General features: G+C 71.9%; 19 protein-coding genes. 4 read left to right on the top strand and 15 right to left on the bottom strand.

Translation table 11 applies throughout. The annotated features are described in order from the left end of the window. Nucleotides 1–2 precede the first annotated feature (2 nt). Genes J4573_RS41820 through J4573_RS41810 form a run of 3 tightly spaced genes read right to left on the bottom strand, consistent with a single transcriptional unit; the run spans nucleotide 3 to nucleotide 3093 of the window. Complete coding sequence (locus J4573_RS41820; protein WP_208261711.1) at nucleotides 3–1313, bottom strand: cytochrome P450; 1311 nt, start codon at nucleotides 1311–1313, stop codon at nucleotides 3–5. Further along, on the bottom strand, nucleotides 1313–1981 hold the full coding sequence (locus tag J4573_RS41815; protein WP_208261710.1) for a sulfotransferase family protein: 669 nt from the start codon (nucleotides 1979–1981) through the stop codon (nucleotides 1313–1315). The genes J4573_RS41820 and J4573_RS41815 overlap by 1 nt, the downstream gene beginning before the upstream one ends. Further along, nucleotides 1978–3093, bottom strand: coding sequence for an alpha-hydroxy acid oxidase (locus J4573_RS41810; RefSeq protein WP_208261709.1), 1116 nt, complete (start codon nucleotides 3091–3093; stop codon nucleotides 1978–1980). Before J4573_RS41810 ends, J4573_RS41815 begins: the two co-directional genes overlap by 4 nt. Nucleotides 3094–3248: 155 nt before the next feature. Here J4573_RS41810 and J4573_RS41805 point away from each other — a divergent pair, with 155 nt between their 5' ends. Together J4573_RS41805 and J4573_RS41800 are read left to right on the top strand one after the other, a co-directional pair. Then, entirely contained in the window at nucleotides 3249–3815 is a 567-nt protein-coding gene (locus J4573_RS41805; RefSeq protein WP_243774446.1) for a hypothetical protein, read from the top strand. Next, nucleotides 3812–4345 carry a hypothetical protein gene (locus tag J4573_RS41800; protein ID WP_208261708.1) on the top strand — a complete coding sequence of 178 codons (534 nt, stop codon included), beginning with the start codon at nucleotides 3812–3814 and terminating at the stop codon, nucleotides 4343–4345. The genes J4573_RS41805 and J4573_RS41800 overlap by 4 nt, the downstream gene beginning before the upstream one ends. Here J4573_RS41800 and J4573_RS41795 read toward each other — a convergent pair. Beyond that, on the bottom strand, nucleotides 4317–4802 hold the full coding sequence (locus J4573_RS41795) for a DUF2000 domain-containing protein (protein WP_208261707.1): 486 nt from the start codon (nucleotides 4800–4802) through the stop codon (nucleotides 4317–4319). The genes J4573_RS41800 and J4573_RS41795 overlap by 29 nt on opposite strands. A gap of 119 nt (nucleotides 4803–4921) precedes the next feature. Here J4573_RS41795 and J4573_RS41790 point away from each other — a divergent pair, with 119 nt between their 5' ends. After that, complete coding sequence (locus J4573_RS41790; RefSeq protein ID WP_208261706.1) at nucleotides 4922–5404, top strand: Lrp/AsnC family transcriptional regulator; 483 nt, start codon at nucleotides 4922–4924, stop codon at nucleotides 5402–5404. 35 nt (nucleotides 5405–5439) lie between these two features. Here the strand turns inward: J4573_RS41790 and J4573_RS41785 are convergent, their stop codons facing one another. Then, nucleotides 5440–6417, bottom strand: a complete 978-nt coding sequence (locus J4573_RS41785; protein ID WP_208261705.1) for a phosphotriesterase family protein — start codon at nucleotides 6415–6417, stop codon at nucleotides 5440–5442. 98 nt (nucleotides 6418–6515) lie between these two features. Here J4573_RS41785 and J4573_RS41780 point away from each other — a divergent pair, with 98 nt between their 5' ends. Continuing rightward, nucleotides 6516–7112 carry a TetR/AcrR family transcriptional regulator gene (locus J4573_RS41780; RefSeq protein ID WP_208261704.1) on the top strand — a complete coding sequence of 199 codons (597 nt, stop codon included), beginning with the start codon at nucleotides 6516–6518 and terminating at the stop codon, nucleotides 7110–7112. Between the two features lies 1 nt (nucleotide 7113). On the opposite strand, the gene J4573_RS41775 is transcribed toward J4573_RS41780, so the two are convergent. The 10 genes from J4573_RS41775 to J4573_RS41730 form a co-directional block, all read right to left on the bottom strand. Next, entirely contained in the window at nucleotides 7114–9180 is a 2067-nt protein-coding gene (locus tag J4573_RS41775) for an ABC transporter ATP-binding protein (protein ID WP_307797334.1), read from the bottom strand. Further along, entirely contained in the window at nucleotides 9177–10910 is a 1734-nt protein-coding gene (locus J4573_RS41770) for an ABC transporter ATP-binding protein (protein WP_208261703.1), read from the bottom strand. Before J4573_RS41770 ends, J4573_RS41775 begins: the two co-directional genes overlap by 4 nt. Before the next feature lie 175 nt (nucleotides 10911–11085). After that, nucleotides 11086–12954, bottom strand: a complete 1869-nt coding sequence (locus J4573_RS41765) for a hypothetical protein (RefSeq protein WP_208261702.1) — start codon at nucleotides 12952–12954, stop codon at nucleotides 11086–11088. A gap of 96 nt (nucleotides 12955–13050) precedes the next feature. Next, a complete protein-coding gene (locus J4573_RS41760; RefSeq protein WP_243774444.1) occupies nucleotides 13051–14181 on the bottom strand; it encodes a MalY/PatB family protein in 1131 nt (376 codons plus the stop codon). Nucleotides 14182–14224: 43 nt separating this feature from the next. After that, complete coding sequence (locus J4573_RS41755; protein WP_208261701.1) at nucleotides 14225–15130, bottom strand: LLM class flavin-dependent oxidoreductase; 906 nt, start codon at nucleotides 15128–15130, stop codon at nucleotides 14225–14227. Between the two features lie 19 nt (nucleotides 15131–15149). Further along, nucleotides 15150–16376, bottom strand: a complete 1227-nt coding sequence (locus tag J4573_RS41750; protein WP_208261700.1) for a multidrug effflux MFS transporter — start codon at nucleotides 16374–16376, stop codon at nucleotides 15150–15152. A 100-nt stretch (nucleotides 16377–16476) separates the two neighbouring features. Further along, nucleotides 16477–17145 carry a PASTA domain-containing protein gene (locus J4573_RS41745; RefSeq protein WP_208261699.1) on the bottom strand — a complete coding sequence of 223 codons (669 nt, stop codon included), beginning with the start codon at nucleotides 17143–17145 and terminating at the stop codon, nucleotides 16477–16479. Between the two features lie 93 nt (nucleotides 17146–17238). Continuing rightward, a complete protein-coding gene (locus J4573_RS41740) occupies nucleotides 17239–18975 on the bottom strand; it encodes a TRAFAC clade GTPase domain-containing protein (RefSeq protein WP_208261698.1) in 1737 nt (578 codons plus the stop codon). A gap of 2 nt (nucleotides 18976–18977) precedes the next feature. Next, nucleotides 18978–21212, bottom strand: a complete 2235-nt coding sequence (locus J4573_RS41735) for a GAP1-N2 domain-containing protein (RefSeq protein WP_208261697.1) — start codon at nucleotides 21210–21212, stop codon at nucleotides 18978–18980. Between the two features lie 3 nt (nucleotides 21213–21215). Then, nucleotides 21216–22472 carry a TRAFAC clade GTPase domain-containing protein gene (locus J4573_RS41730; protein WP_208261696.1) on the bottom strand — a complete coding sequence of 419 codons (1257 nt, stop codon included), beginning with the start codon at nucleotides 22470–22472 and terminating at the stop codon, nucleotides 21216–21218. Between the last annotated feature and the right edge of the window lie 2 nt (nucleotides 22473–22474).

Genomic DNA, 22474 nt, shown 5'->3' with positions numbered 1-22474 from the left:
GATCAGCCGTACCGACCGGACCGACCGGACTGGCCGGACTCGAAATGACGCCGGCACAGGCGCTGCCGCCGCGCGTCCCAGACCATGTACGTGCCGAGGACGAGCTGCACGAGGCTGCGCCACACGTCCTCCCAGCGGTCCCGCACGCGCATGGTCCGCAACCGGGCGGCCAGGCGGCGGGGCTTCTCGTTCGACGCGCGAGGGATGAGCAGGCACGGGCCGCGGTTGGGGATCGAGCGCGTGTGCTGCGCGGAGGAGCACAGCGTGAAGCGGCTCAGCACCTCCTCGGTGACGGTGCGCATCGCGATCGGGGTGAGGTGCCAGGCCGGGCAGGGCCGGTTGCCGGGCATCCCGAACGGGATGAAGTTGGCGGTCTTCGGTGACAGCCGCGACCAGCGGTCGGGATCGAACGCGTCGGGATCGTCGTAGCCCTCGCGGTGGAAGCCGGGGTAGTTGAAGCACAGCACCGACCCGGCGGGCAGCGTCGTGTCCTCGTCCACCACGATGTCGTCGCTGGTGATCCGGTGCGCGATCCCGAACAGCGGATACAGCCGCATCGTCTCGTTCATCACGTGATCGAGCAGCCGCGCGTCACCCGGGACCGCCGCGAGCTTGGCCTGCATCTCGGGGTGATGGGCCATGACCATCAGCAGGTGCGTCATCGCCTCCGACGCCTGCACCACGGCGGTGTTGAAGAACGTTCCCTGCAGGTAGAGGGCCTGCTCGTGTTGCGACAGGCCCTCGGGCAGAGGATGCGCCACCTCGTCGAGATGCTCCTCCAGGTAGCGGGTCAGGCGATGGCGCCGCTTCATGTGCCGCAGCCCGCAGCACTTGAGGGCGGTCACCACGTCGTCGGCGTTCGCCACGATGAGCGCGCGGGCCTCCGCCGGGCACTGCCGCCCGAAGACCACCTCGTAGAAGAAGCCCGCCCAGATCGGCATCATCACGTCGCGCAGCCGCAGCCGCACCCGCGGCCGGTACGGGGCCTCGGCGGCGTAGCGCGACGCCAGCTCCTGAACGCGGGGCGCGGGCATGGACAGGATGGCGCGGGTCGTACGGGAGATCTCGGCGTAGCGTTCGCCGGGCTCCAGGTGCTCCTGGTGGATCTCCGGGCCGGGGGACAGCCAGTACCAGAACAGGTCGGACAGGGCCGCGCCGCGGCTCCGGCCGTTCGCGGCGGGATGGGAGTAGATCCGCCGGAAGTCCTCCACCCCGACGAGCGGCCCGGGGATCTGGACGCCCTCGCCGCCGTTCACCCGGGTGAAGATCCTCATCCGCAGCGAGACGATGCGCTCCGGCAGCCGGCGGAGCATCAAGAGGCCCCCTGGGACTCGGCCATCCGCGCCTGGACGCGGCCCCAGAACCGGTCCGGGTCGTTCAGGTGCGGGTACGGCTCGTCGGGGACCGGCACGTCGAGGAAGTCGCACAGCACGTCCCAGCCGACCGCCGCCTCGCAGATCAGCAGCCGCTCCGCGGGGACCTCGCGGCGCACCGCCTCGTTGTGCGCCATGAACACCGCGATGGCGTGGTCGCGGTCCTCGAACCGGCCGCCGAAGAACGCGCCGTCCCAGATCAGCCGCCGGGTGAACTCGGTCATGATGTCCAGCCCCGGCACGACCTGGCGGGCCTCCTCGGCGCGCGGGTCGCTGCGGCTGCCGAACATCGGGTAGATGGTGCGCGCGACGCTGTCGTACCAGCTGTCGGGGTCGCGCTCGGTGAGGATGACCTTGGCGTCCGGGTAGGCCTCGACCAGCTCGCGCCAGAACGAGGCGCCCGGCCAGTCCATGGTCGACTCGTAGCCCGCGAACAGCCCGCGCAGGTCGACCTTCTCGCCGGACGCCGCCGCCATCCACAGCGGCAGGCGCTCGCGGTGGTCCAGAACGTGGCGGCCGTGGAAGCACGGGCCGAAGCCGAGCCGCTCGACGGCGGCCTTGAGCGACAGGGTTCCGGTACGGCCGATCCCGACTCCGATGACCTTCACTGGTGCGGTCCTTCCATGGTGGTGAGGAGTTCGGCGGTGACGTCCTGCGGCGACGCGCAGCCGCACAGCGTGAGGGCGTTGTCCAGCTCGTTGCGCAGCAGGTCCAGCACGCGCGCCACGCCCGCCTCGCCCGCGGCCGCCAGGCCCCAGACCGCGGGGCGGCCGATCGCCGTGGCGGTCGCGCCGAGCGCCAGCGCCTTGATCACGTCGGTGCCGCGCCGTACGCCGCCGTCCAGCAGCAACGGGACCTGGCCCTGGACCGCCTCGGCGATGATCGGGAGCCGGTCGATGGTGGCGGGCGTCGTGTCGAGCTGGCGGCCGCCGTGGTTGGAGACCAGCAGGGCGTCCACGCCGTTCTCGACCGCGAGCCTGGCGTCGCGGGGATGCAGCACGCCCTTCAGCACGATCGGCAGGTCGCTGATCTGGCGCAGCCAGGCGATGTGGTCCCAGGAGATCTCCGGGGACAGCACGACCTGGCGGACGTGGCCGGAGTCCCGGCCGCCGAGATCGCGCAGACCCTCGCCGGGGAGTTCGCGGAGGTTCTCGCAGCGCATGCCCGGCGGGAGGTCGTGGAAGTCGTTGCGGTCGTTGCGCTCGTGCCGGCCGAGCGCGGGGGAATCCACGGTGACGACCAGCGCCCGGCAGCCCGCCGCCTCCGCGCGCCGCACGATCGCCTCGGTGAACCCGAGGTCGGGCTGCACGTAGAGCTGGAACCACAGGCTCGGCTCGGCGCCGCCGGGGGCGGCCTTACGGGCCTCGGCGGCGATGTCCTCGATCGCGACCGTGGAGAGCATCGCCGAGATCATCGTGACCCCGGCCGCGGCGGCGGCGCGTGCCGTGGCGCGTTCGGCCTCGGGGTGGGCCAGCTTGTGGAACGCGGTGGGCGAGAGCATCACCGGCATCGACATCTCCGCGCCGAGGACGGTCGTGCCCAGCCGCGGCCTGGCGGCGCCGCGCAGGATCCGGGGCACGAGGCCGATGCGCGCGAACGCGGCCTCGTTCGCCGCGACCGTGATCTCGTCCTGGGCGCCGCCCGCGAAGTAGTCGTAGTGGACCGGGTCGAGGACGGCGCGGGCCGCCTCTTCCAGAGACCGCACGTTGGCGTAATCCATGAACGGTTCTACGGCACACGATGGAATCTGGATTCATCGGACATTCGCCGATTCGTTCCAGTCCGGGCCACTTCGTCCCGTCCCGTGTGAATCCGATCGCCGCCGGGGACCGTAGAACCGAGCGACCAGGCGTCTCCCTACGAAGGAGCCGAGCCTTGACCGTCATCACACAGCGCCGGCCGATCTGGCCCGCCCGTTGGTACACCTACCTCAACACCGACGGCCACCGAACCGCCCTCAACGTCTTCATGTTCATCGTGCTGGCCCACTGGGCGGAGCACATCGTCCAGGCGATCCAGATCTGGGTGATGGGCAAGCCGGTGAAGGAGTCCAGGGGGATCCTCGGCCAGTTCTTCCCCTGGCTGGTCACCTCCGAGACCATGCACTACGGCTACGCGCTGGTGATGCTCATCGGCCTCATCCTGCTGCGCCCGGGGTTCACCGGCGCCGCCCGTACGTGGTGGACCGTCGCCCTGGTCATTCAAGTCTGGCATCACGTGGAGCACTTGCTGCTGCTCATCCAGGCCCAGTCCGGGCATGACTTCTGGGGCAAGCCCGTGCCGACCAGCGTCATCCAGCTGCTGGTCCCGCGGGTCGAGCTGCACCTGTTCTACAACACGATCGTCTTCATCCCGATGGTCGTCGCGCTGGTCCTGCACAAGCGGCCCCAGGAAGGGGCGCGGCCCGCCGGAACCTGCGACTGCGCGCACGCGCGGTCATGACGGCCGTACGGACCACCGGGGAGCCGCCGGCCGCTCGGACCACCGGCCGGCGGCGACGTCCCCCGTCCGCGTTCACCGTCGTGCTGGCCACCCTCGTCGGGCTGGCGCTGCTGGCGATCACCGTGCCGAACGTGGGGCCGGTCATGCGCGCGGCCCGCGCGGACGGCCCGCGCGGGACGTTCACCGCGCAGCGCGTCTCGTGCGTGCAGCATCCCGGGCACGAGCAGTGCACCTGGTACGGGACGTTCCAGCTCCCCGCCTCTAGCTCTGGCCCCGGCTCCGGTTCCGCGGTGCGCCACGACTACTACCTCTACGGCGCGAACCGTGGAACGCTGCACACGGGCCAGCAGGTCACGGCCGTCGACGTGGGCCGCAAGGGGCGCGTGTACGACCCGGCCGGCTCGCACGAGTGGATCCTGACCGGCCTGCTGCTCCTGGCCGGCCTCGCGCTCTTCGTCCCGCTGGGACGGCGGGTCGTCGGGGCCGTCTCCTCCAGGAGAGCTACTTCAGCAGGGGAAAGCGACCGGTGAGGCGGTCGACGAGGGCGCGCGGGCCCGCGATGCTGACCGCGTGGTAGGCGATGTCCTCGTCGGCCGACCCGGCCAGCGCGGCGCGGTAGTCGTCGTACACCCTGATCCGCTGCGCGACCGTCGCCATGTCGGCGACGAGCAGGTCCGGCTCGGCGAGCGCCGCCTCGCGGACCGTACGGACGATGGGCGCGGTGACGCCCAGGATCGAGCAGCCGATCCAGGGCAGCCCCGCGTGCGGGCTGCCCGAGGCGTCGGTCGCGCCCTCGCCGACGAGCGCGGGCGCCTGCCTGCCCACGGCGGCGGCCAGGCACGCCACGGCGTTCGCCTGGACGCCGCGCGGCAGCTCACGGTCGGCCACGATCACCCACTTCACGGCCTGCTCGCGGGTGGGCAGGTCGGGGCGCTGTTCGAGGCCCGTCAGCCAGGCGGGAGCCGTGGTGGTGGTCGTCGAGGTCAAGGCGTCCTCCCCGTCAGAGATCGAAGTACTGACAGGAGAATCCGCGATCGTTCGTCATATCCTCAACTCAGGAGACGCGATTCCGAATTAAGTTCGGAAAGTCGAGGGGGAGAGGAACGATGGACGAACTTGATGCGGACATCGTACAGGCCCTGCAGCAGGACGGGCGGCAGACCAACCGGGACCTGGCCGAGCGCCTGGGCCTTGCCGCCTCGACCTGCCTGGAACGGGTCCGGTCGCTGCGCCGCCGCGGCGTGATCACCGGCTACCACGCCGAGGTCGACCTGCACGCTCTCGGCAGGCCCGTGCAGGCGCTGATCAACGTGCGGATGCATCCCAAGGAGCGCGCCGCCGTGGAGGCCTTCCGCGAGTACGTGACGGCCCTGCCCGAGACCATCGCGGTGTTCGTGGTCTCGGGCGGCGACGACTTCATCGTCCAGGTCGCGGTGCGCGACACCTCCCAGCTGCGCGACTTCGTCCTCGACCATGTCTCCAAGCACCGCAACGTCGCCGACCTGCGGACCTCGCTGGTCTACGACCACATCCGCAAGACCGACGTCGGCGTTCTCCCGCCCGGCCCGCCCACTCAGCGCGCGAAGTGACGAGGGCCCGGCGCTCGGCACGCGAAGCAGGCGGTCTAACGCGTGAAGTAGCGGCGGGGGTTGTCGATCAGCATCTGGTCGATTTGGGCGTCGGAGACGTTCAGCGCGCGCAGCGAGGGCAGCACGTCGTCGCTGATGTGGCGGTAGTTCCAGTTGGGCGCCATGCCCTGCAGCAGCTCGGGATCGGGGCCGAACCAGTCCATGTAGCAGCTGGCGTCATGGCTGAGCACCATCCGGTCGGCGTAGCCGCGCTCGCACAGCGTCGCGATCGTGCTCACCCGGCTGGCGGTGGGGTTCAGCAGGTCGAGCCCGAAGCGGTCCATGCCGAGGATCGCGCCGGTGTCGGCCATCTCCATCAGGTAGTCGACGTCGTTGCTGTCGCCGGCGTGGCCGATGACGACCTTGGTCATGTCCACGCCCTCCTTGCTCAGCAGGTCGACCACGACCCGGCCGGCGTGGGAGGGGCTGTGGGTGTGCACGTTCACCGGGGCGCCGGTCTCGCGATGCGTGGCGGCGACCGCCCGCATGATCCGCTCCACGCCCGGCGTGAGGCCGGGCTCGTCGATGGCGCACTTGAGGAACGCGGCCTTCACGCTGGTCCCGGCGATGCCCTCGGTGAGGTCGCGGGTGAAGTCGGCGATCATCGGGTCGGCCCCGCCGAGCAGGGTGTTCGGGCCCCGGTAGTGGAACTGGAACGGGACGTCGTTGTAGGAGTAGATCCCCGTCGCCACGATGATGTTGAGCTCGGGCACGCGTTCGGCGATCCTGGCGATGCGGGGGATGTAGCGGCCGAGCCCCCACACGGTGGGGTCGACGATCGTGGTGATGCCCCGCTCGATCACCTGGTGGAGCTTGGTGATCGCGTCCTCGACGCGTTCCTCCTCGTCCCACCAGGCGGCGGTGCCGTAGTTCTGGACGTGCTCTGTGGACAGCACGAAGACGTGCTCGTGCATCAGGGTGCGGCCCAGGGCGTCGACCTCGACGGGTCCGCGCGCGGTCTCGACTGCGGGCATGAGGGAGTCCTCCGTCCGTACTGCTGCCATACCGACCGGTCGGTATCTGGCAAGCTATGACCGGGCGCACGCACCCGTCAATGGGAGGAGGAACGGCGATGGAGGACGTCAGGCCTCGGGAGAGCGCGACGGAGCGCCGGATCCTGGACGAGGCGGTACGGCTGTTCGCCGCGCGCGGCTTCGCCGGGACCTCGGTCCAGGAGGTGGTCGAGGCCGCCGAGGTGACCAAGGGGGCGCTCTACCACTACTTCGACTCCAAGGACGATCTCCTCTACGAGATCTACCACTCCCTGCTCACCCGGCAGCTGGCCGACCTGGACCGCGCCCTGGCCGAGGGGCTGCCGCCCGCCGAGACGGTGCGCACGATCCTCACCGACCTGATCATGAGCACCGCCGAGCACATCGGAGAGGCCAAGGTCTTCAGCCGCGAGGCGCACCGGCTGGACGGCGAGCACATGCACGCCCTGCGGGCCGGCTGGCGCCGCTACCACGTCACGTTCCGCCGGGTTATCGAGGACGCCCAGAAGGACGCCGTCTTCAACCCCTCGGTCGCGGCCGACACCGTCACGCTGGTCGCGCTCGGCATGGTCAACCAGATGCCCCGCTGGTACCGCGCCGACGGGCCGAAGACCGCCGAGCAGCTGGCCGACGAGGTCTCGACCTTCGTGCTCGACGCCCTCCGGCCCATGGCCTGACCTAGTCGACCTCGGCCACCGCCTGCGCGAACTGGGCCTCGTACAGGCGCGCGTAGGCGCCCCGGGAGGCCAGCAACTCGTCGTGGGTGCCCTGCTCGACGATCGAGCCGTGCTCCATCACCAGGATCACGTCGGCGTCGCGGATCGTGGACAGCCGGTGGGCGATGATGAAGCTGGTCCGGCCGGTGCTCAGGGTGGCCATGGCGTGCTGGATCAGCACCTCGGTACGGGTGTCGACCGAGCTGGTCGCCTCGTCCAGCACCAGGATCACCGGGTCGGACAGGAACGCCCGCGCGATCGTGATCAGCTGCTTCTCGCCCGCGCTGACGCCGGTGCCCTCGTCGTCGATCACGGTGTCGTAGCCGTCGGGCAGGGTGCGGATGAACCGGTCGGCGTGCGCCTCCTTCGCGGCCTCCTCGACCTGCTCGCGGGTGGCGTTCTGGCGGCCGTAGGCGATGTTGTCGGCGATCGTGCCGCCGAACAGCCAGGTGTCCTGCAGGACCATGCCGATGTCGGCGCGCAGCTCCTCGCGGGACATCGCGGCGATGTCGGTGCCGTCCAGCAGGATCCGGCCGCCGGTCACGTCGTAGAACCGCATCAGCAGGTTGACCAGCGTGGTCTTGCCCGCGCCGGTCGGGCCGACGATCGCGACCGTGTGGCCGGGCTCGACCTTGAGCGACAGGTCCTCGATCAGCGGCTTGTCCAGGTCGTAGCGGAACGACACGTGCTCCATCGCGACCTCGCCACGCAGTTCCTCGGGCCGCGCCGGGTCCACCGGGTCGGCCGGCTGCTCCGGCGCGTCCAGCAGCTCGAACACCCGCTCGGCCGAGGCCACCCCGGACTGCACCAGGTTGGACATGCTCGCGACCTGGGTGAGCGGCTGGGTGAACTGCCGCGAGTACTGGATGAACGCCTGGACGTCACCGATGGACAGCGCGCCCGAGGCGACCCGGAGCCCGCCGACGACCGCGACCAGCACGTAGTTGAGGTTGCCGATGAACATCATCGCGGGCTGGATGATCCCGGAGATGAACTGGGCGCGGAACGAGGAGCGGTAGAGCGCCTCGTTCTCCTTGTGGAACGCCTCGGCGGCCTCGGCCTCGCGGCCGAAGACCTTGACCACCGCGTGGCCGGTGTACATCTCCTCGATGTGGGCGTTCAGCTTGCCGGTCGTCCGCCACTGCTTGACGAACTGCGGCTGCGCCCGCTTGCCGACCTGGGCGGCGACGACCACCGAGACCGGCACCGTGACCAGCGCGATGAGCGCCAGCAGCCAGGAGATCCAGAACATCATCGCCAGCACGCCGATGATGGTGAGCAGCGAGTTCACCAGCTGGCCCATGGTCTGCTGCAGGGTCTGGCCGATGTTGTCGATGTCGTTGGTCGTACGGCTCAGCACCTCGCCGCGCGGCTGCTTGTCGAAGTAGGACAGCGGCAGCCGGCCGAGCTTGTCCTCGACCTGGGTGCGCAGCCGGGACATGGAACGCTGGATCACGCGCGCGGCCAGCCGGCCCTGGATCACGCCGAAGACCCCGGCCAGCGCGTAGATCGCCAGGACGGTGAGCAGGACCTTGCCCACGGCGTCGAAGTCGATCCCCTGGCCGGGAGTGAAGTCGGTGCTTTGCAGCAGGTCGGCGACGCCGCCCTTGCCGGTGTGGCGCAGGTTCTCGATCGCCTGCTCCTTGGTGACGCCCGCGGGCAGTTGCCGCCCGACCACGCCCGCGAAGATCAGGTCGGTGGCGTGGCCGAGGATCCGCGGGCCGGTGACCGTGAGCGCCACGCCGATCGCGCTGAACCCCAGCACGGCGTACAGCGAGGTCCGCTCGGGCTTCATCAGGCCCAGCAGGCGGCGGCTGGACCCCTTGAAGTCCATCGACTTCTCGACCGGGCCGCCGGCCATGAAGCGGGCCGGGCCCGCCATCGGCGCCGGGCCGCGACGCGGCGCCGACGTGGGTTTCTGCTCGCCCGAGCCGTTCTGCCCGCTCGGCCCGTTCTGGCCGGCCGAGCCGTTCTGCCCGCCCTGGCCGTTCTGTCCGCCCGGGCCGTTCTGGCCATTCGGGGTTGTCACGCGGCCTCCTGCTCGGTGAGCTGGGAGAGCACGATCTCCCGGTAGGTGGGGTTGTCGGCCATCAGCTCGTGATGGGTGCCGGTGCCGACGACGCGCCCCTCGTCGAGAACGATGATCCGGTCGGCGTCGCGGATGGTGCTCACTCGCTGGGCGACGATCACCACGGTGGCGTTCGACACCTCGCGGTCCAGGGCCGCCCGGAGCGCCGCGTCGGTCGCGTAGTCCAGGGCCGAGAACGAGTCGTCGAACAGGTAGATCTCGGGCCGGTGCACCAGCAGCCGGGCGATCGCCAGGCGCTGGCGCTGGCCGCCGGACACGTTGGTGCCGCCCTGGGCGATCGGCGCGTCCAGGCCCTCGGCCATCGCCTCGACGAAGTCCTTGGCCTGGGCGACCTCCAGGGCCCGCCACAGCTCCTCGTCGGTCGCGTCGGGGCGGCCGTAGCGCAGGTTGGTCGCGACGGTGCCGGAGAACAGGTAGGGCTTCTGCGGCGCCATGCCGACCGTCTCGGCCAGCAGCGCCGGATCCAGCTCCCGTACGTCCACCCCGTCGATCAGCACCTGGCCGCCGGTGACGTCGAAGAGCCGGGGGACCAGCCCGAGCAGCGTCGTCTTGCCGCTGCCGGTCGAGCCGATCACGGCCGTGGTCTCACCGGGCCCGGCGACCAGGTCGACGTCGCACAGCACCCGTTCCTCGGCGCCCGGGTAGCGGAACGAGGCGCCGCGCAGCTCCAGCCGGCCCTCCCGGCTGAGCGTGGCGACCGGCTCGGCGGGCGGCACGACGCTGGTGTCGGTGCCGAGCACCTCCTCGATCCGCTCGGCGCAGACCTCGGCGCGCGGCACCATCATGAACATGAAGGTCGCCATCATCACCGACATCAGGATCTGCATGAGGTAGCTGAGGAACGCCGTCAGCGCCCCGATCTGCATGCTCCCGTCGTCGATCCGGTGACCGCCGAACCACAGCACCGCCACGCTCGTCACGTTCACGACGGTCATCACCAGCGGGAACATCAGCGCCATCAGGCGGCCCGCGCGCAGCGACACGTCGGTGAGCTCGACGTTGGCATCGCCGAACCGGTCCCGCTCGTGGTCGTCGCGGACGAACGCGCGGATCACCCGGATGCCGGTGATCTGCTCGCGCAGCACCCGGTTGACGACGTCCAGCCGTTCCTGCATACCGCGGAACAGCGGGCGCAGCCTCCGGACCAGCAGCGTCACCAGCAGGCCCAGGATCGGCACCACCGCGATCAGCACGGTGGACAGCGGCACGTCCAGGCTGAGCGCCAGGATGATGCCGCCGATGCCCATGATCGGCGCGGAGACCATCAGCGTGAAGGTCATCAGCACCAGCATCTGGACCTGCTGGACGTCGTTGGTGGTCCGGGTGATCAGCGACGGGGCGCCGAACTGGCCCACCTCGCGGGCGGAGAACCGCTGCACCCGGTCGAAGATCGACGCCCGGATGTCGCGGCCCACCGCCATCGCGGTGCGGGCGCTGAAGAAGACGGCGGCGACCGAGCCCAGCACCTGGACCAGGGTCACGGCGATCATGATGGCGCCGAACTTCATGATCGCTCCGGTGTCGCCCTTGACCACGCCCTCGTCGATGATGTCGGCGTTCAGCGTGGGCAGGTACAGCGCGGCGATGGTGGCCGCCAGCTGCAGGAGCACGAGGAGGCCGATGGGCCGTTTGTAGGGCCCGAGATGGGACCGGAGAAGTCGGATCAGCACGCGGGAACTCTCGGTTGAGGCAAGGGATGGATGGCTGAGAGAACGCAGCCCGGCAGGCATATTCTCCGGGCCCAACCATTTTCGCAACCGATTATCCGGCCTTTGATCCGCCCCCGGATCCGACTAATGGAGGGACTTGTGTTCCGACCTTAGGATGTTCCCCTCCCGGCCGGTCTCAGCCGACGTGATAGGCGCGGGTGACGGTCTGTACGACACCGTTGCCCGCCGTGTCCGCGGCCGTGACCCGCAGCGAGACGAACTCGGCCCCGGCGGGCGGCGTGACCGTGACGGTCCCGACGGACGGCGTTCCGCTGACCGGCACGCGCTTCCAGGTCGCCCCGTCGTCGAAGGACGCCTCGATCGCGATCGACGTGGGCGCCGCGTCGGGCGTGCCGCGCCTGACCCAGTACGGGATCGCCGTCGGCCGGCCCTTGGGCGCGGAATTGTGCGCGTTCAGCGGCGCGGGCAGGAAGGCGACCGAAAGCAGCGGCAGTTTCCGTGCCTCGGCCGTATGGGACGAACGGAACGTCCATGCCGATTCGGTCTTGGTGGCCAGAGTGGCCTGTGCGCTCTTGCGGGTCAGTGATTCGCGCAGGGTGTAGGCGGCGTCCTCGGGCGGGAGCGTGGCGTCGAGCCAGTACCAGCTCCAGCCGTCGGGGATCTGCTTCTCGGCGAGGACCGTGTCGCCCTTGCTGAGCGCCAGCGTTCCGCCGAGTGTGCCGTCCATGCCGCAGTCGTCGAGGGCGCCGGTGAACGGGCAGCCCGAGTCGACGTGCACCGCGTCCCCGGTCCGCGTGCTGGGTGTCTGCTGGTCGGGGGTGTGGCCGAGGACGGCCGCGTTCATGATGTCGACCTGCGGGCCGGGCCGGTAGGTGCGCGGCCCCCGGTAGATCCGGGTGGGGCTGTCGTACGGATCGGTCCCGTAGAGCCAGACTTCGGTGTGCCAGCTGATGTTCTTGTCCGGCCGCAGGTAGACGGTGAACGTGTCGGGGACCGCCCGGGTGACGCCCATCGGCTCCGGAGTGATCGGGCCCATGCCGGGCGTAGTCGCCGACCAGCGCAGCCAGCCGTTCGCCGCCACCCCCTGGGACCGGACGTCGGTCAGGATGCGGGCGAGATCGGCCTTGCGGGTGCGCAGGCCGGGGTCGGCCGGGACCGACCCGACCGTGTAGGTGTGGTCGCGGAAGACGTTCTCGCCCTGCTCCCAGACCGTGGACAGGTTGTAGGCCAGATCGGGGCCGCTGACGGTCTGGACGGACATGCGCGTGTGCGCGTCCCCGCGCAGGAACAGCCCGCTGCCCAGGCCCCCGGACTGCCAGACCAGCTGCGCCACCGCCTGCGAGAGGACGGCGTCCGGCTGGTCGTTGGTGATCTCCACCGGGGTCGTCCGGCGGGCGTCGAAGGGGACCTCGCGCGCCCCGGCCTCCAGCCGGACCACCTGCATGAACCCGCTGCTCCAGGCCGTTCCGGTGGTGACGATGCCGGAGACCTCGTAGGTCCCGGCGGGCACCTGGACGCGCGCGACGCCGTCGGCGTCCACCGGCGGATAGAACCCCTGGTGCGTCTCGGTGTTGGTGATGAGGATGAACGCGCCGAACAGGGTGCCCGGGTTGCCGTCGCGGTCGGTCGTGGGGATCGTCAGGTCCACAATGTCCGGATCGTCCGCCGCCAGCGCTCTCGGCTGTGGTTCGGCGGCCTTGACCCGGCCGTCCAGCCCCAGCCGGGTCGGATGCGAGCGGTCGTCCAGCGCCGTCACCGTGATCGTGTCGTCGCCGACCACGGTGGCGAACGAGGTCTTGTGGCCCGCGCGCGGTGCGACGGTGACCTGCGGGGATCCTCCTGCCCGTCGATCGATGACGACCTGGTCTCCGGCGGCCGTCGTGACCGTGCGGGTCGCGGGACCGGTGGCGACCGGTTCGGCGGGTGCGCTGGGTGCGGGTGGTGCGGCGGGTGCGGGTGGTGCGGCGTGCGCGGTGCCGGCGGCCGGGAGCAGGGCCGCAAGGGCCAGTGCCAGGGACAGTGCGGCGATCCTGCGGGCTGTCACAGCGGTCACTCCTGGGGGCGGGAGACGATGCCAGCTAATAGTGGCACGGTTTTCCCGCCTGTAACTGGCCTCAGGCGGCCACGCCCCGCCTCGGCGTCATGTGGCGCGCGACGCGGAGTCGTTCAGGCGCTGCAGGACGTCGGTGAGGATCGGGCCGCTGGTCGCGAAGTTGAGGCGCGCGAAGCCCTCGCCGCCCGGACCGAAGGCGGGCCCGTTGCTGAGCATGATCTTGCCGTCCGCCAGGAAATGCGCGGCGGGATCGTCGCCCAGGCCGAGTTCGCGGCAGTCCAGCCAGGCCAGGTAGGTGGCCTCCGGGCTGTGGTGGCGCACGCCCGGCGGCAGCGAGTCCTTCACCAGGTCGCGGTTGCGCGCGAGCGTCTCGCGGGCCTCGGCCAGCCAGGCGCCGCCCTCCTTCCAAGCGGCGACCGTGGCCACCACGCTGAGGCTGCTCACCTCGCCGAAGAACTGCGGCGGCATCGCGGCCAGCGCCTCCCGGATGCGGGCGTCGCCGACGTGGGCCACCGAGCAGCGCAGGCCCGCCAGGTTGAAGGCCTTGCTGGCGGAGGTCAGCGTGACCGTGCGCTCGTGGAGCGTGGCGAACGGGATGTGCCGGTGCGGCTCGTAGGCGAGATCGGAGTGGATCTCGTCGGAGATGACCAGGACGCCGTGCCGGTCGGCGATCTCGGCGAGGCCGGCGAGTTCGTCCCGGGTGAACGCGCGCCCGGTGGGGTTGTGCGGGTTGACCAGGATCAGCGCGGCGGGCGGCGCGGCGGCGAGGCGCTCGGTGTCGAACGTCCAGCCGTCCGGGGTGTCGATCATCGGGATGGGCCGGAGGCGGCGGCCCATCGCGCTGATCGTGTCGAGGAACGGGGGATAGGCGGGCGTGTGCAGCGCCACGGTGTCGCCGGGCTCGGTGCCCAGGTGCAGGACGACCTGAAGGGCCTGGATCAGCTCGGTGAACACGCGCACGTCGGCGGGGGCGAAGGCCACGCCCTGGCGGCGCATGCGCTCGGTGAAGACCTCGCGCAGCGGGTTCAGGTCGGGTGCGTCGTCCCAGTGCGGGTAGCCGAGGCCCAGTTCGAGACGTTCCTGGATCGCGGCACGGATCGGGGGCGCGGAGGGGTAGTCCATGTCCGCCACCCAGGCGGGCAGCACGCCGGGTGCGGGCTGCTGCCACTTCTTTCCGGAGGCACGGCGCAGCACCTCGGGGTCAAGATCGTCGAACATGAGCCTTACGGTACGACAAGTGCCTGACGGCGCGACGAGCCCGTCATCTGCGGGTCTGCAGGCTCAGCGCGGCGTCGCGGACGTCGGCGAGCTCAGCCGCCCAGTCGTCCGGCGGCGCGATCGGGGCCAGCACGAACTTCGACAGCCCCGCCTCGACCAACCGCTTCAGGTGGGCCTCGAGACCGTCGAGAGCCGGGATCACCTCGTTCAGCCCGGCCTCGCCGCCGCGCACCTGGCGCACCCGTGCGAACCGCGCCTCGACGTCGGGTCCGAGCGGCCCCCGGCGGTAGAGGACCACGGCGCCGAAGTGCTCGTCCTCGATCTCCCGGCCGGCCTCGGCGGCGGCCCGCTGGATGATCTCCCGGCCCCGTTCGCCCTCCGCGGGCGCGACGAAGGAGGCCAACCAGCCGTCCGACAGGCGACCGGTGCGGCGCAGTTCGGCGTCGGAGGCGCCGCCCAGCCAGACGTCGAAGCCGCCCTTGGCTGGCTTGGGAAGGATGCGCAGCTTGTCGTAGTGGTAGAACGTGCCGTCGTGGCTGACCTCGTCCTCCGCCCAGAACCGGCGCAGGAGGGGCAGCGCCTCGTTCAGCATCGCCGCGCGCTGGGTGCGCTCCACGCCGAACGCCTGCTGCTCGCCCACATTGCGGATGCCCAGCCCGAACGCCGGGAGCAGGCGTCCGCCCGACAGCCGATCCAGGGACGCCATCTCCTTGGCCACCAGGGCGGGCTGGCGGCCGGGCAGCGCCATGACGGCCATGCCCAGCTTGATCCGCTTGGTCGCCGCCGCGGTGAACGCGAGCGTCGAAACGGGATCCCCGGACGGCCCGGTGGCCCGTTCGGAGACCCACAGGGAGTCGAAGCCCTCCCGCTCCAGGCCCTGCACGAGTGCGGTCAGGTTCTCGGGGTCAGGGGTGGCGGCCGGAGGCATGTAGCCGATGCGCACGATCACCACTCGACCGTACGGCGGGTTAGTTCTGTGACGCAACCCGCGCGACCGCCGCCGCGCCCAGCGCGGTGACCGCGATCGTGAGCGCCATCGGCAGCGCGGTGCCCGACCCGGCGATCCCGGCGAGCGGCGCGGTGGCGCCCCCGATGGCGAACTGCCCCAGGCCCAGAAGCGCCGAAGCGCTCCCCGCCACGTTCGGCGGGCGGCCCGACAGCGCCAGCGCGGTCGAGTTCGGCAGCACGAGCCCCTGACCCGACACCACCAGGAACAGCGCGGGCAGCACGCCCACCAGCCCCACCCCGGTGATCACGGCGACCAGGAGCCCCACACCCCCGACCGCGACGATCACGAGCCCCGCCGCCAGCAGCCGATCGAGCGACACCCGCCCCGCCAGCCACCCGCTGACCTGCCCTACCAGCACGATCCCCAGCGCGTTGATCCCGAAGACGATGCTGAACGCCTGCGGCGAGAGCCCATAGAGGTCCTGGAGCACGAACGGGCTGCCGCTGATGTAGGTGAACATCGCCGCGAACCCCAGCCCGCCCGCCAACGCGGGCGCCACGAACGAGCGATCGACCAGCAGCGCGCGGAACGTCGACAGCGTCGCCCGCATCCCCCCGGTCTCCCGGCGTTCCACCGGCAGCGTCTCGCGCAGCCCCAGCAGCGACGCCAGGAACATCAGCACACCGATCCCCGACAGCGCCGCGAAGACACCGGGCCACGGCGTGAACCGCAGCAACTGCCCGCCCAGCACCGGCGCCAGGATCGGCGCCAGGCCGTTCACCAGCATCAGCATCGAGAAGAACTTGGCCGCCTCGACCCCGTCGTACAGGTCGCGCACCACCGCCCGCGCGATCACGATCCCCGCGGCCCCCGCCGCGCCCTGGACGAGCCGCAGCCCGATGAACGTCTCGACGGTCGGCGCGAAGACGCACAGCAGCGAGGCCACCGCGTACACGCCCAGCCCGATCAGCAGCGGCCTGCGCCGCCCCCACCGGTCGCTCAGCGGCCCGGCCACGATCTGGCCCACCGCCAGCCCGACCACGCACGCCGTCAGCGTCAGCTGCGCCTGCACGGCGCCCGTCGACAGGTCCCTGGACACCTGCGGCAACGCCGGCAGGTACATGTCGATCGACAGCGGCGCGATGGCGCTCAGCGCGCCCAGAATGAAGATCAGCCGGAGCCGCCGATCCGGCGGGCGAGCGGCCGAGGCGTGCACGGGGACGGCGGCGCGCTCGCTCGTCGTCATCGTCACCTCTCTGCTCGCCGGAATCGGGTCTCCCGGACATGCAACGAGATGACGCAGCGTTATCTGCCCACCTCAGCGGTGTCTTTGATCACACACGCGCTCAGTGGAGGGTGAGGGTCACCGAGCTGCCCCGGGGCTGCATGCTTCCCGGGGCGGGCTGCTGGCCGCCGACCGTGGCTCCGCTGCCGGTGACGGACACGTCCAGGCCCATGCTCGCGGCGGTGCTGCGGGCCTGCTGCTCGTTCAGGCCGATGAAGTAGGGGATCGTGACCTGGCTGCCGGTGACCGAGCCGCCCTGGCCCGCCGAGACGTAGAGCGTGACCGGGTTGCCGGGGGCCACGTTGGAGCCGCCGGTCGGGTAACTGCGCACGACCGTGCCCGCCGAACGGTAGGACGGGACCCGGATGACCGCGCCCAAAGGGATGCGCTGGGCGGCCAGGTGGTTGATGGCGGCGTTGGAGCTGAGGCCGACGACCTTGGGGACGGCTACGGGGGCGGTCGGGAGCGTGGTCACCGAGACGGCCTCGGTCTGCGGGGTGTCGCCGGTGGTGCCGTTGGACCCGCCACTGGACCCGCCGAACAGGAGGCTGAGCCCGAGGACGCCGACGGCGGCGACGCTGGCGATCCCGGCGATGAGGATCATGGTGCGGCCCGACATCTCAGGTTGGCCGGGCGGCGGCGGGACCGGGGCCTGCTGCTCTATGCCCTGCTGTCCGACGCCTTGCTGCTCCTGCCCCTGCTCGGCGCTCTGCTGGTCCTGCTCGGGCATGGCTGCCCCCGAATCTTCCGGCGGGGTCTCACCCCTCTTGTGCGTTGGGACGCGGCTTCACGGTGCGGAGTTCGGCGTTCACGCGATCCGGCATCAGAAGGGCCAGGGCGGCAGGCGGAGCTGGGTCACCGCGACGATCACGCTGGCGGTCATGGCGGCGACGGTCAGGATCGACAGGCCGGCGAGGACCGCCCAGCGGCCGACCTGGTAGCCGAGGGGGACGCGGGAGCCGTCGCGGCCGCGGACGGGCCAGGGGGAACGGAGCGGGGCGGTGCCGGGAACCTCGTCGGCCTGGACGTCGATCTCGGCGTCCGGCCTGACCTGGCCGTTGGTGGGCAGGCCCGAGACCCAGCCGAGGAGCTTGGCGACGTCGGCCGGGTGGGTCTCCAGTCCGGAGCCGAGGTACTGGACCTGGCCCGCGACCTGGTCGAGGGTGCGGACGGTGTTGCCGAGGCCGACCTGGTCCAGCCAGAGGCGCAGGGTGGCGCCGTTCTGGAGGGAACGGCCGATCTCGGTGCGGCGCAGGAGGTCGGTCTTGGTGACCACGACGGCGATACGGCGCTGCTTGCCGCGGTCGGGGCGCGAACGCAGCTCGTTGAGGACGCGCTGCAGGGTGTCGGCCGGGTCCTCTTCCGAGGACGCGGCGGACCGTTCGACCAGGCCGCGTTCCTCGGCGGTGAGGGCGCGCCTGACCTGGGGGAGCGCGAACGGGTCGACGATGAAGAGCAGCGCCTCGCCGTGGTCGAGGTAGCGCAGGGACTCGACCTCGGTGGCGCCGGTGTAGTGCTCACCGGCGGGGTCGAAGAGGTAGAGGATGCGGCGCGCGCGGCCGGGCAGCTCGACGTCGACCATGGTGGCCAGGGGCAGTTCGGGGCCGGTCTTGGCGAGGTGACCGCCGCGCTGGAACTCGCGGATCGCGCCCGCGTAGGCCTGCGCGTGGCGCGGCTCGACGAAGGCCAGGCGGCCGTCCACGGCGCGGGCGCGCGCGTGCAGGGCGCGGATGCCCAGGAACATGAACGTCGTCTTGCCGGCGGCCGGGCCGCCGACGAAGGGCAGCGGCTCGACGCGGACGCGGCCGATGCGTTCGGGCAGGCGGCCGCCGCAGTGCGGGCAGTAGGCGGCGAGCCGGAAGCGGCCGAACGGGACGGTCGTGGGCAGGCGCGCCCCGCAGCGGCACACGTGCCGGAACGCACCCGCCGGGCCGGGGCTGAGGCGGTGGTGGCGGGCGCCGCAGCCGGGGCACTCGTACACCGGCAGCCCGACCTTCTCGTAACAGAAGGGGTGCGGGCAGGTCTGCAGGATCCGCCCGTAGGCCATGAAGACGCGCTCGACGGCCGCCAGGACCAGGACGCAGGCCAGCCAGCCGGCGAGGCCGATGAACGCGACGACGCCGTACAGCACCGTCATCACCAGCCCGAGGACGGCAGCCGGGACCGCCGCCGCCACGATGCCCGCGCACAGCGCCGCCCACACCGGGAACGCGAAGAACCCCCAGAGCCCGCCGAGCAGCGTCTGGGTGAGGAGGACCAGGAGGGACTTGGTGGTCTGCCAGACCTTCGGCACCACCGTCCGGGCGATCACCCACCAGTCCTGCCAGACCTGCGAGAGCAGGTAGTGGCGGTAGGAGTCGGTGGGCGGGGCGACGGGCGAGGGGCCCTTGAGCGTGGACGGCGCGAGGGTGCGGCAGGCGTGCAGGTAGTAGAGCCCGACCGCGGCGACGGCCGCGACCGTCAGCGTGATCGGGAAGAGCAGCGGGAAGACGACGACGAAGCCGAGCCACATCGTGCCGAGCCACAGCGCGGCGAGCAGGACGATGAGAACGATCTGCACGGTCAGTCACCCGGCCCGGAGCGAGCCTCGGCGATGAGGCGCTTCAGCTCGGCGCGCATCTCGCGGTCGCCGGAGAAGTAGGACTCCAGCTGGCGCGAGGCGATCCAGCGGGTGGCGGCCCGGCGCGCCCACGCCTCGAGGCCGGGTTCGGTGATGCCGCGGCGGCGCAGGCGCAGCACGACCTCGACGAGCTCGTTGCGCTGGGCGGTCTCGGCCTGCCGGAGCGGTGAACGTCCCGCGCGGGCGCGGTCGGACAGCCTCGCGCGCCACTGCTCGCCCACTTCGGCGCGGATGGCCTCGGTGGCGGAGGCGAGGAGCGCCGTGCGGAACCGGGGGTCACGTTCGGCGAGACGGGCGGCGGCGTTCTCGAAGGCCCGTTCGGTCAGGCGTGGGGACGCGCCCGCCGCAGCCAGCGAACCGAGAGCCCGCGCGGCGCGTTCGGGGCGTTCGATGCTGAGCGCTTCAGCGTGCGCTTTGACGGCGGCGGCGTCGCGGGCGGCGGGGCCGTCGGGCAGGGCGGTACGGACCTGGTCGGCCAGCCGCAGCGTCTCCTCGGCGGTGAGCGACTCGGGCCTCAGGCGGGTGAACGCCCGCGACGGCAGGACGCCGAGAACGCGATGCGCGGTCATCGCGTCCGGATGGGAGGCCAGGAGCTCGGCGCATTCGGTGACGGTCGGCGCGGCCCAGATCTGATCGAACGCCTCGTCGAGGCCGGGGGCGTTCAGGTCGAGGAGGTGCCCGGTGACGACCGGCCGTTCGGCCCGGCGGCGCCGCCCGACCGAGACGAGCACGCGCACCGCGACCGTGGGCATCACGTGCAGGTGCCGCGGCCCGGCGGCGTAGAGCAGGTCGCAGGCGTCGTCGGTGAGCACGGCTTCGCGGGCGTCCTCGCCCGACCCGGCCAGGCCGGTGAGGACTCCGGACAGGACGGCCTCGCGGACCTGTGCCGGGCCACCGTCGAGGGCGGCGGACAGGTCGTCGGCGCCCGCCGCGGTACGTTCCGCAGCGATCGCGCTGACCTCGGCCGGGTCGATGGCGGCACCGGCGTCGTGCGCCCGCCCTGCCACGCGCGCGGCCCCGGCCAGACCGGGCGCGGCGGTGAGCGCGGCGGAGATCGCCGGAGCGAGGCGCGGCAGGACGTCGGCCGCGCCGGCCTTGCGCGCCCAGCCGTGCACCGCGAGCGCCAGATCCAGGCCCATCGCCGGAACGCCGCGCACCAGGTCGTGCCAGATCGACTCGGGGATCGCCGTGCCGTGCCGGGTGAGCAGCGCCGCGACCGCCTCTTCCTCCTCCGGCGTCACCGACGCGTCACCACGGCACAGCGCCAGCAGCCCGGCCGCCCGTTCCAGCGCGGGCGGCTCGCCGGAGTCCAGCAGCGCGAGCTCGCCGAGCGCGTCGAGCCCCGCGAAGTCCATGGTCCGCCAGCACTCGGCGGCCGTACGGGCGAACCGGCCCGCCTCGGCCGTCTTCGCCGCGAGACGGCCGACGAAGAAGACGTCGCCGCCGTGGCGCTGCGCGGTCGCCCACACGTCGGGGGTCGTGCCGACCAGGCGCTGGGCGGCGCCCTCGGGATCGGCGCTGTAGGTCACGAACGTCAGCCGGGACGCGGCCGCGACCGGCAGCGAGTAGGACACGACGGCGATCCAGCGGGCGATCAGCTCCACGTCGTCGCCGACCAGCACGATCCGGCCGTGCCCGCGGCCGAGCACGCCGATGGTCGAGTCGAGCAGCCCGGCCAGCGCGCCGAACGCGTTCTCGCCCGCGAGCCACTCGGCGAGCATCTCGGGATCGAACGCGGCGCCGGGCGGCAGGTCGTCCAGCTCGGGCAGCTCTTCGCTCTCGGCGGGCGCGGCTGCCCAGATCGGCGCGCGCCACAGCTCGATGGGGCGCAGGCCCTCTAGCTCGTCCGGGTCGGCCACGACCGCGTGCGTGAAGAAGTTGCCGTAGCGGCCGGAGTAGTCGCGTCCCAGGTAGCGGCTCTGCAGGAGCATCGGACGGCCTTCGGCGCCGCCCTCGGTGCGGCCGTCGGCGCGGTCGTACAGGAACGCCAGCGGGAAGTCGCGCAGCTCACCCTCGTCCGGGCTGAGCGGCGCGCCGGGCGGCGGCCGGTACGACAGGAACGGCGTGACGCCCGCCCGCAGGCCGTCGGGCAGCCCGGGGGTCTCGGCGACGAACTGGAACCCGGCTCGTCCGGTCGGACCCCGCCGCGCGGAGGTGTAGTGGAGCTGCCAGGCCATCGGTCAGCCCCCGTCACGCTGGGGGCGCACGCCGTCGAGCATCCCGAACCGGTAGAGCAGCCACAGCAGCGGATCCTCGGCCCGGTAGGGGCGGACGCCGCCGGTGCCGACCCGGCCGTCGTGCGGCACGCCGCCGAGAGCCGACAGCCCGAACAGCGCGTACTCGGCGTACTGCTGGCGCAGGTAGAGGTCGAGCTTGCCGGACTGCCAGTCGTGCAGCATCGCGCGGACCTGCTCGTCCACCGCCTCGCGGTCGTCGAGGTCCAGCACGCCCTCGCCGCCCCGCGTGCGGTGCAGCGCCGACTGGCGCAGCAGCTCGGGCCGCAGCGCGTCGATCTTGGTGAGGGCGACCGCGACCGGGACCTTGAGCGGGTCGCCCGGCTTGGTGCCCGCGCGCTGCCGCAGCGCCTCGGTCACGCGGGCGATGATGTTGATGGGCTCGCTGTCGGGGTCGTCGGCCATGGTCGGCGGCGTACCGTCGGCGACCTCGGACCGGGCGCCGGGCAGCTCCAGCGGATCGACCAGGAAGATGATCGCGTCCGCCGCCTCCAGGTAACGCAGGTGCAGGTCGCGCACCTCGCGGCTGCGCAGGTCCTCGCCCGCGGTGTCGAACAGCACCAGCGCCAGCGAGTCGGTCCTGTCGCGCGCCGCCCGTCCTCGCACCTTGGACAGGCGCCCGGCGGGACGGCTGCGGCTGAGCAGGTAGACCAGCGGCTCGCGCGGGCTGGTCGCGGCGCTGGTGGTGGTCGGCAGCAGCCGCCGTTCCTCCAGCAGCGGCCGGGCGAAGTCGCGCTTGTAGCGCTCGATCGTGCGGTCGTCGCAGGCCACCAGCGAGGCGTCCAGCTCGGTGCCGACCCGGTTCATCAGCTCGTGCAGCAGCACCGCGATGTAGGTGCTCTTGCCCGCGTTCTTCGCCCCGACCAGCGCGACGATCCGGCCGGGGGAGTCGCAGTAGGCCGACGGCAGCGGGTTGTGGCACTCGGGGCAGACCCGGTTGCCGGTCGCCTGCCCGCAGTCGGGGCACTCGGCGCGGCTCTTGCGCCCGTCCGCCGCGAACACCGGCGGCAGCGACGCGCCCGCCGGCGAGCCCATGTAGTCGGCGAGCGCCTGGTCGAGCTCGGGCGGGCAGCCCGGACGCCGCCCCACCTGGCCGCGGCAGCGGAACTCCACGCGCTGGAGCGCCACCACGGCGAAGCAGTACGGGCACGTGACGTCGCCGCGCGAGTGGGCGCCCGGCTTGCGGGCCTTGTCGAGAAGCATCC

Origin of the sequence: Actinomadura barringtoniae (assembly GCF_017573505.1) — a bacterium.
Taxonomy (GTDB): Bacteria; Actinomycetota; Actinomycetes; order Streptosporangiales; family Streptosporangiaceae; genus Spirillospora; species Spirillospora barringtoniae.
This window is presented reverse-complemented; position numbering and strand designations above follow the sequence as displayed.

Excerpts from the sequence above, each read along its gene's own strand:
- J4573_RS41800 (WP_208261708.1), top strand. The coding sequence starts at position 3,812 with ATGACGGCCGTACGGACCACCGGGGAGCCGCCGGCCGCTCGGACCACC.
- J4573_RS41820 (WP_208261711.1), bottom strand. The coding sequence starts at position 1,313 with ATGCTCCGCCGGCTGCCGGAGCGCATCGTCTCGCTGCGGATGAGGATC.
- J4573_RS41780 (WP_208261704.1), top strand. The coding sequence starts at position 6,516 with ATGGAGGACGTCAGGCCTCGGGAGAGCGCGACGGAGCGCCGGATCCTG.
- J4573_RS41735 (WP_208261697.1), bottom strand. The coding sequence starts at position 21,212 with ATGGCCTGGCAGCTCCACTACACCTCCGCGCGGCGGGGTCCGACCGGA.
- J4573_RS41745 (WP_208261699.1), bottom strand. The coding sequence starts at position 17,145 with ATGCCCGAGCAGGACCAGCAGAGCGCCGAGCAGGGGCAGGAGCAGCAA.
- J4573_RS41790 (WP_208261706.1), top strand. The coding sequence starts at position 4,922 with ATGGACGAACTTGATGCGGACATCGTACAGGCCCTGCAGCAGGACGGG.
- J4573_RS41785 (WP_208261705.1), bottom strand. The coding sequence starts at position 6,417 with ATGCCCGCAGTCGAGACCGCGCGCGGACCCGTCGAGGTCGACGCCCTG.
- J4573_RS41760 (WP_243774444.1), bottom strand. The coding sequence starts at position 14,181 with ATGTTCGACGATCTTGACCCCGAGGTGCTGCGCCGTGCCTCCGGAAAG.
- J4573_RS41730 (WP_208261696.1), bottom strand. The coding sequence starts at position 22,472 with ATGCTTCTCGACAAGGCCCGCAAGCCGGGCGCCCACTCGCGCGGCGAC.
- J4573_RS41810 (WP_208261709.1), bottom strand. The coding sequence starts at position 3,093 with ATGGATTACGCCAACGTGCGGTCTCTGGAAGAGGCGGCCCGCGCCGTC.
- J4573_RS41750 (WP_208261700.1), bottom strand. The coding sequence starts at position 16,376 with ATGACGACGAGCGAGCGCGCCGCCGTCCCCGTGCACGCCTCGGCCGCT.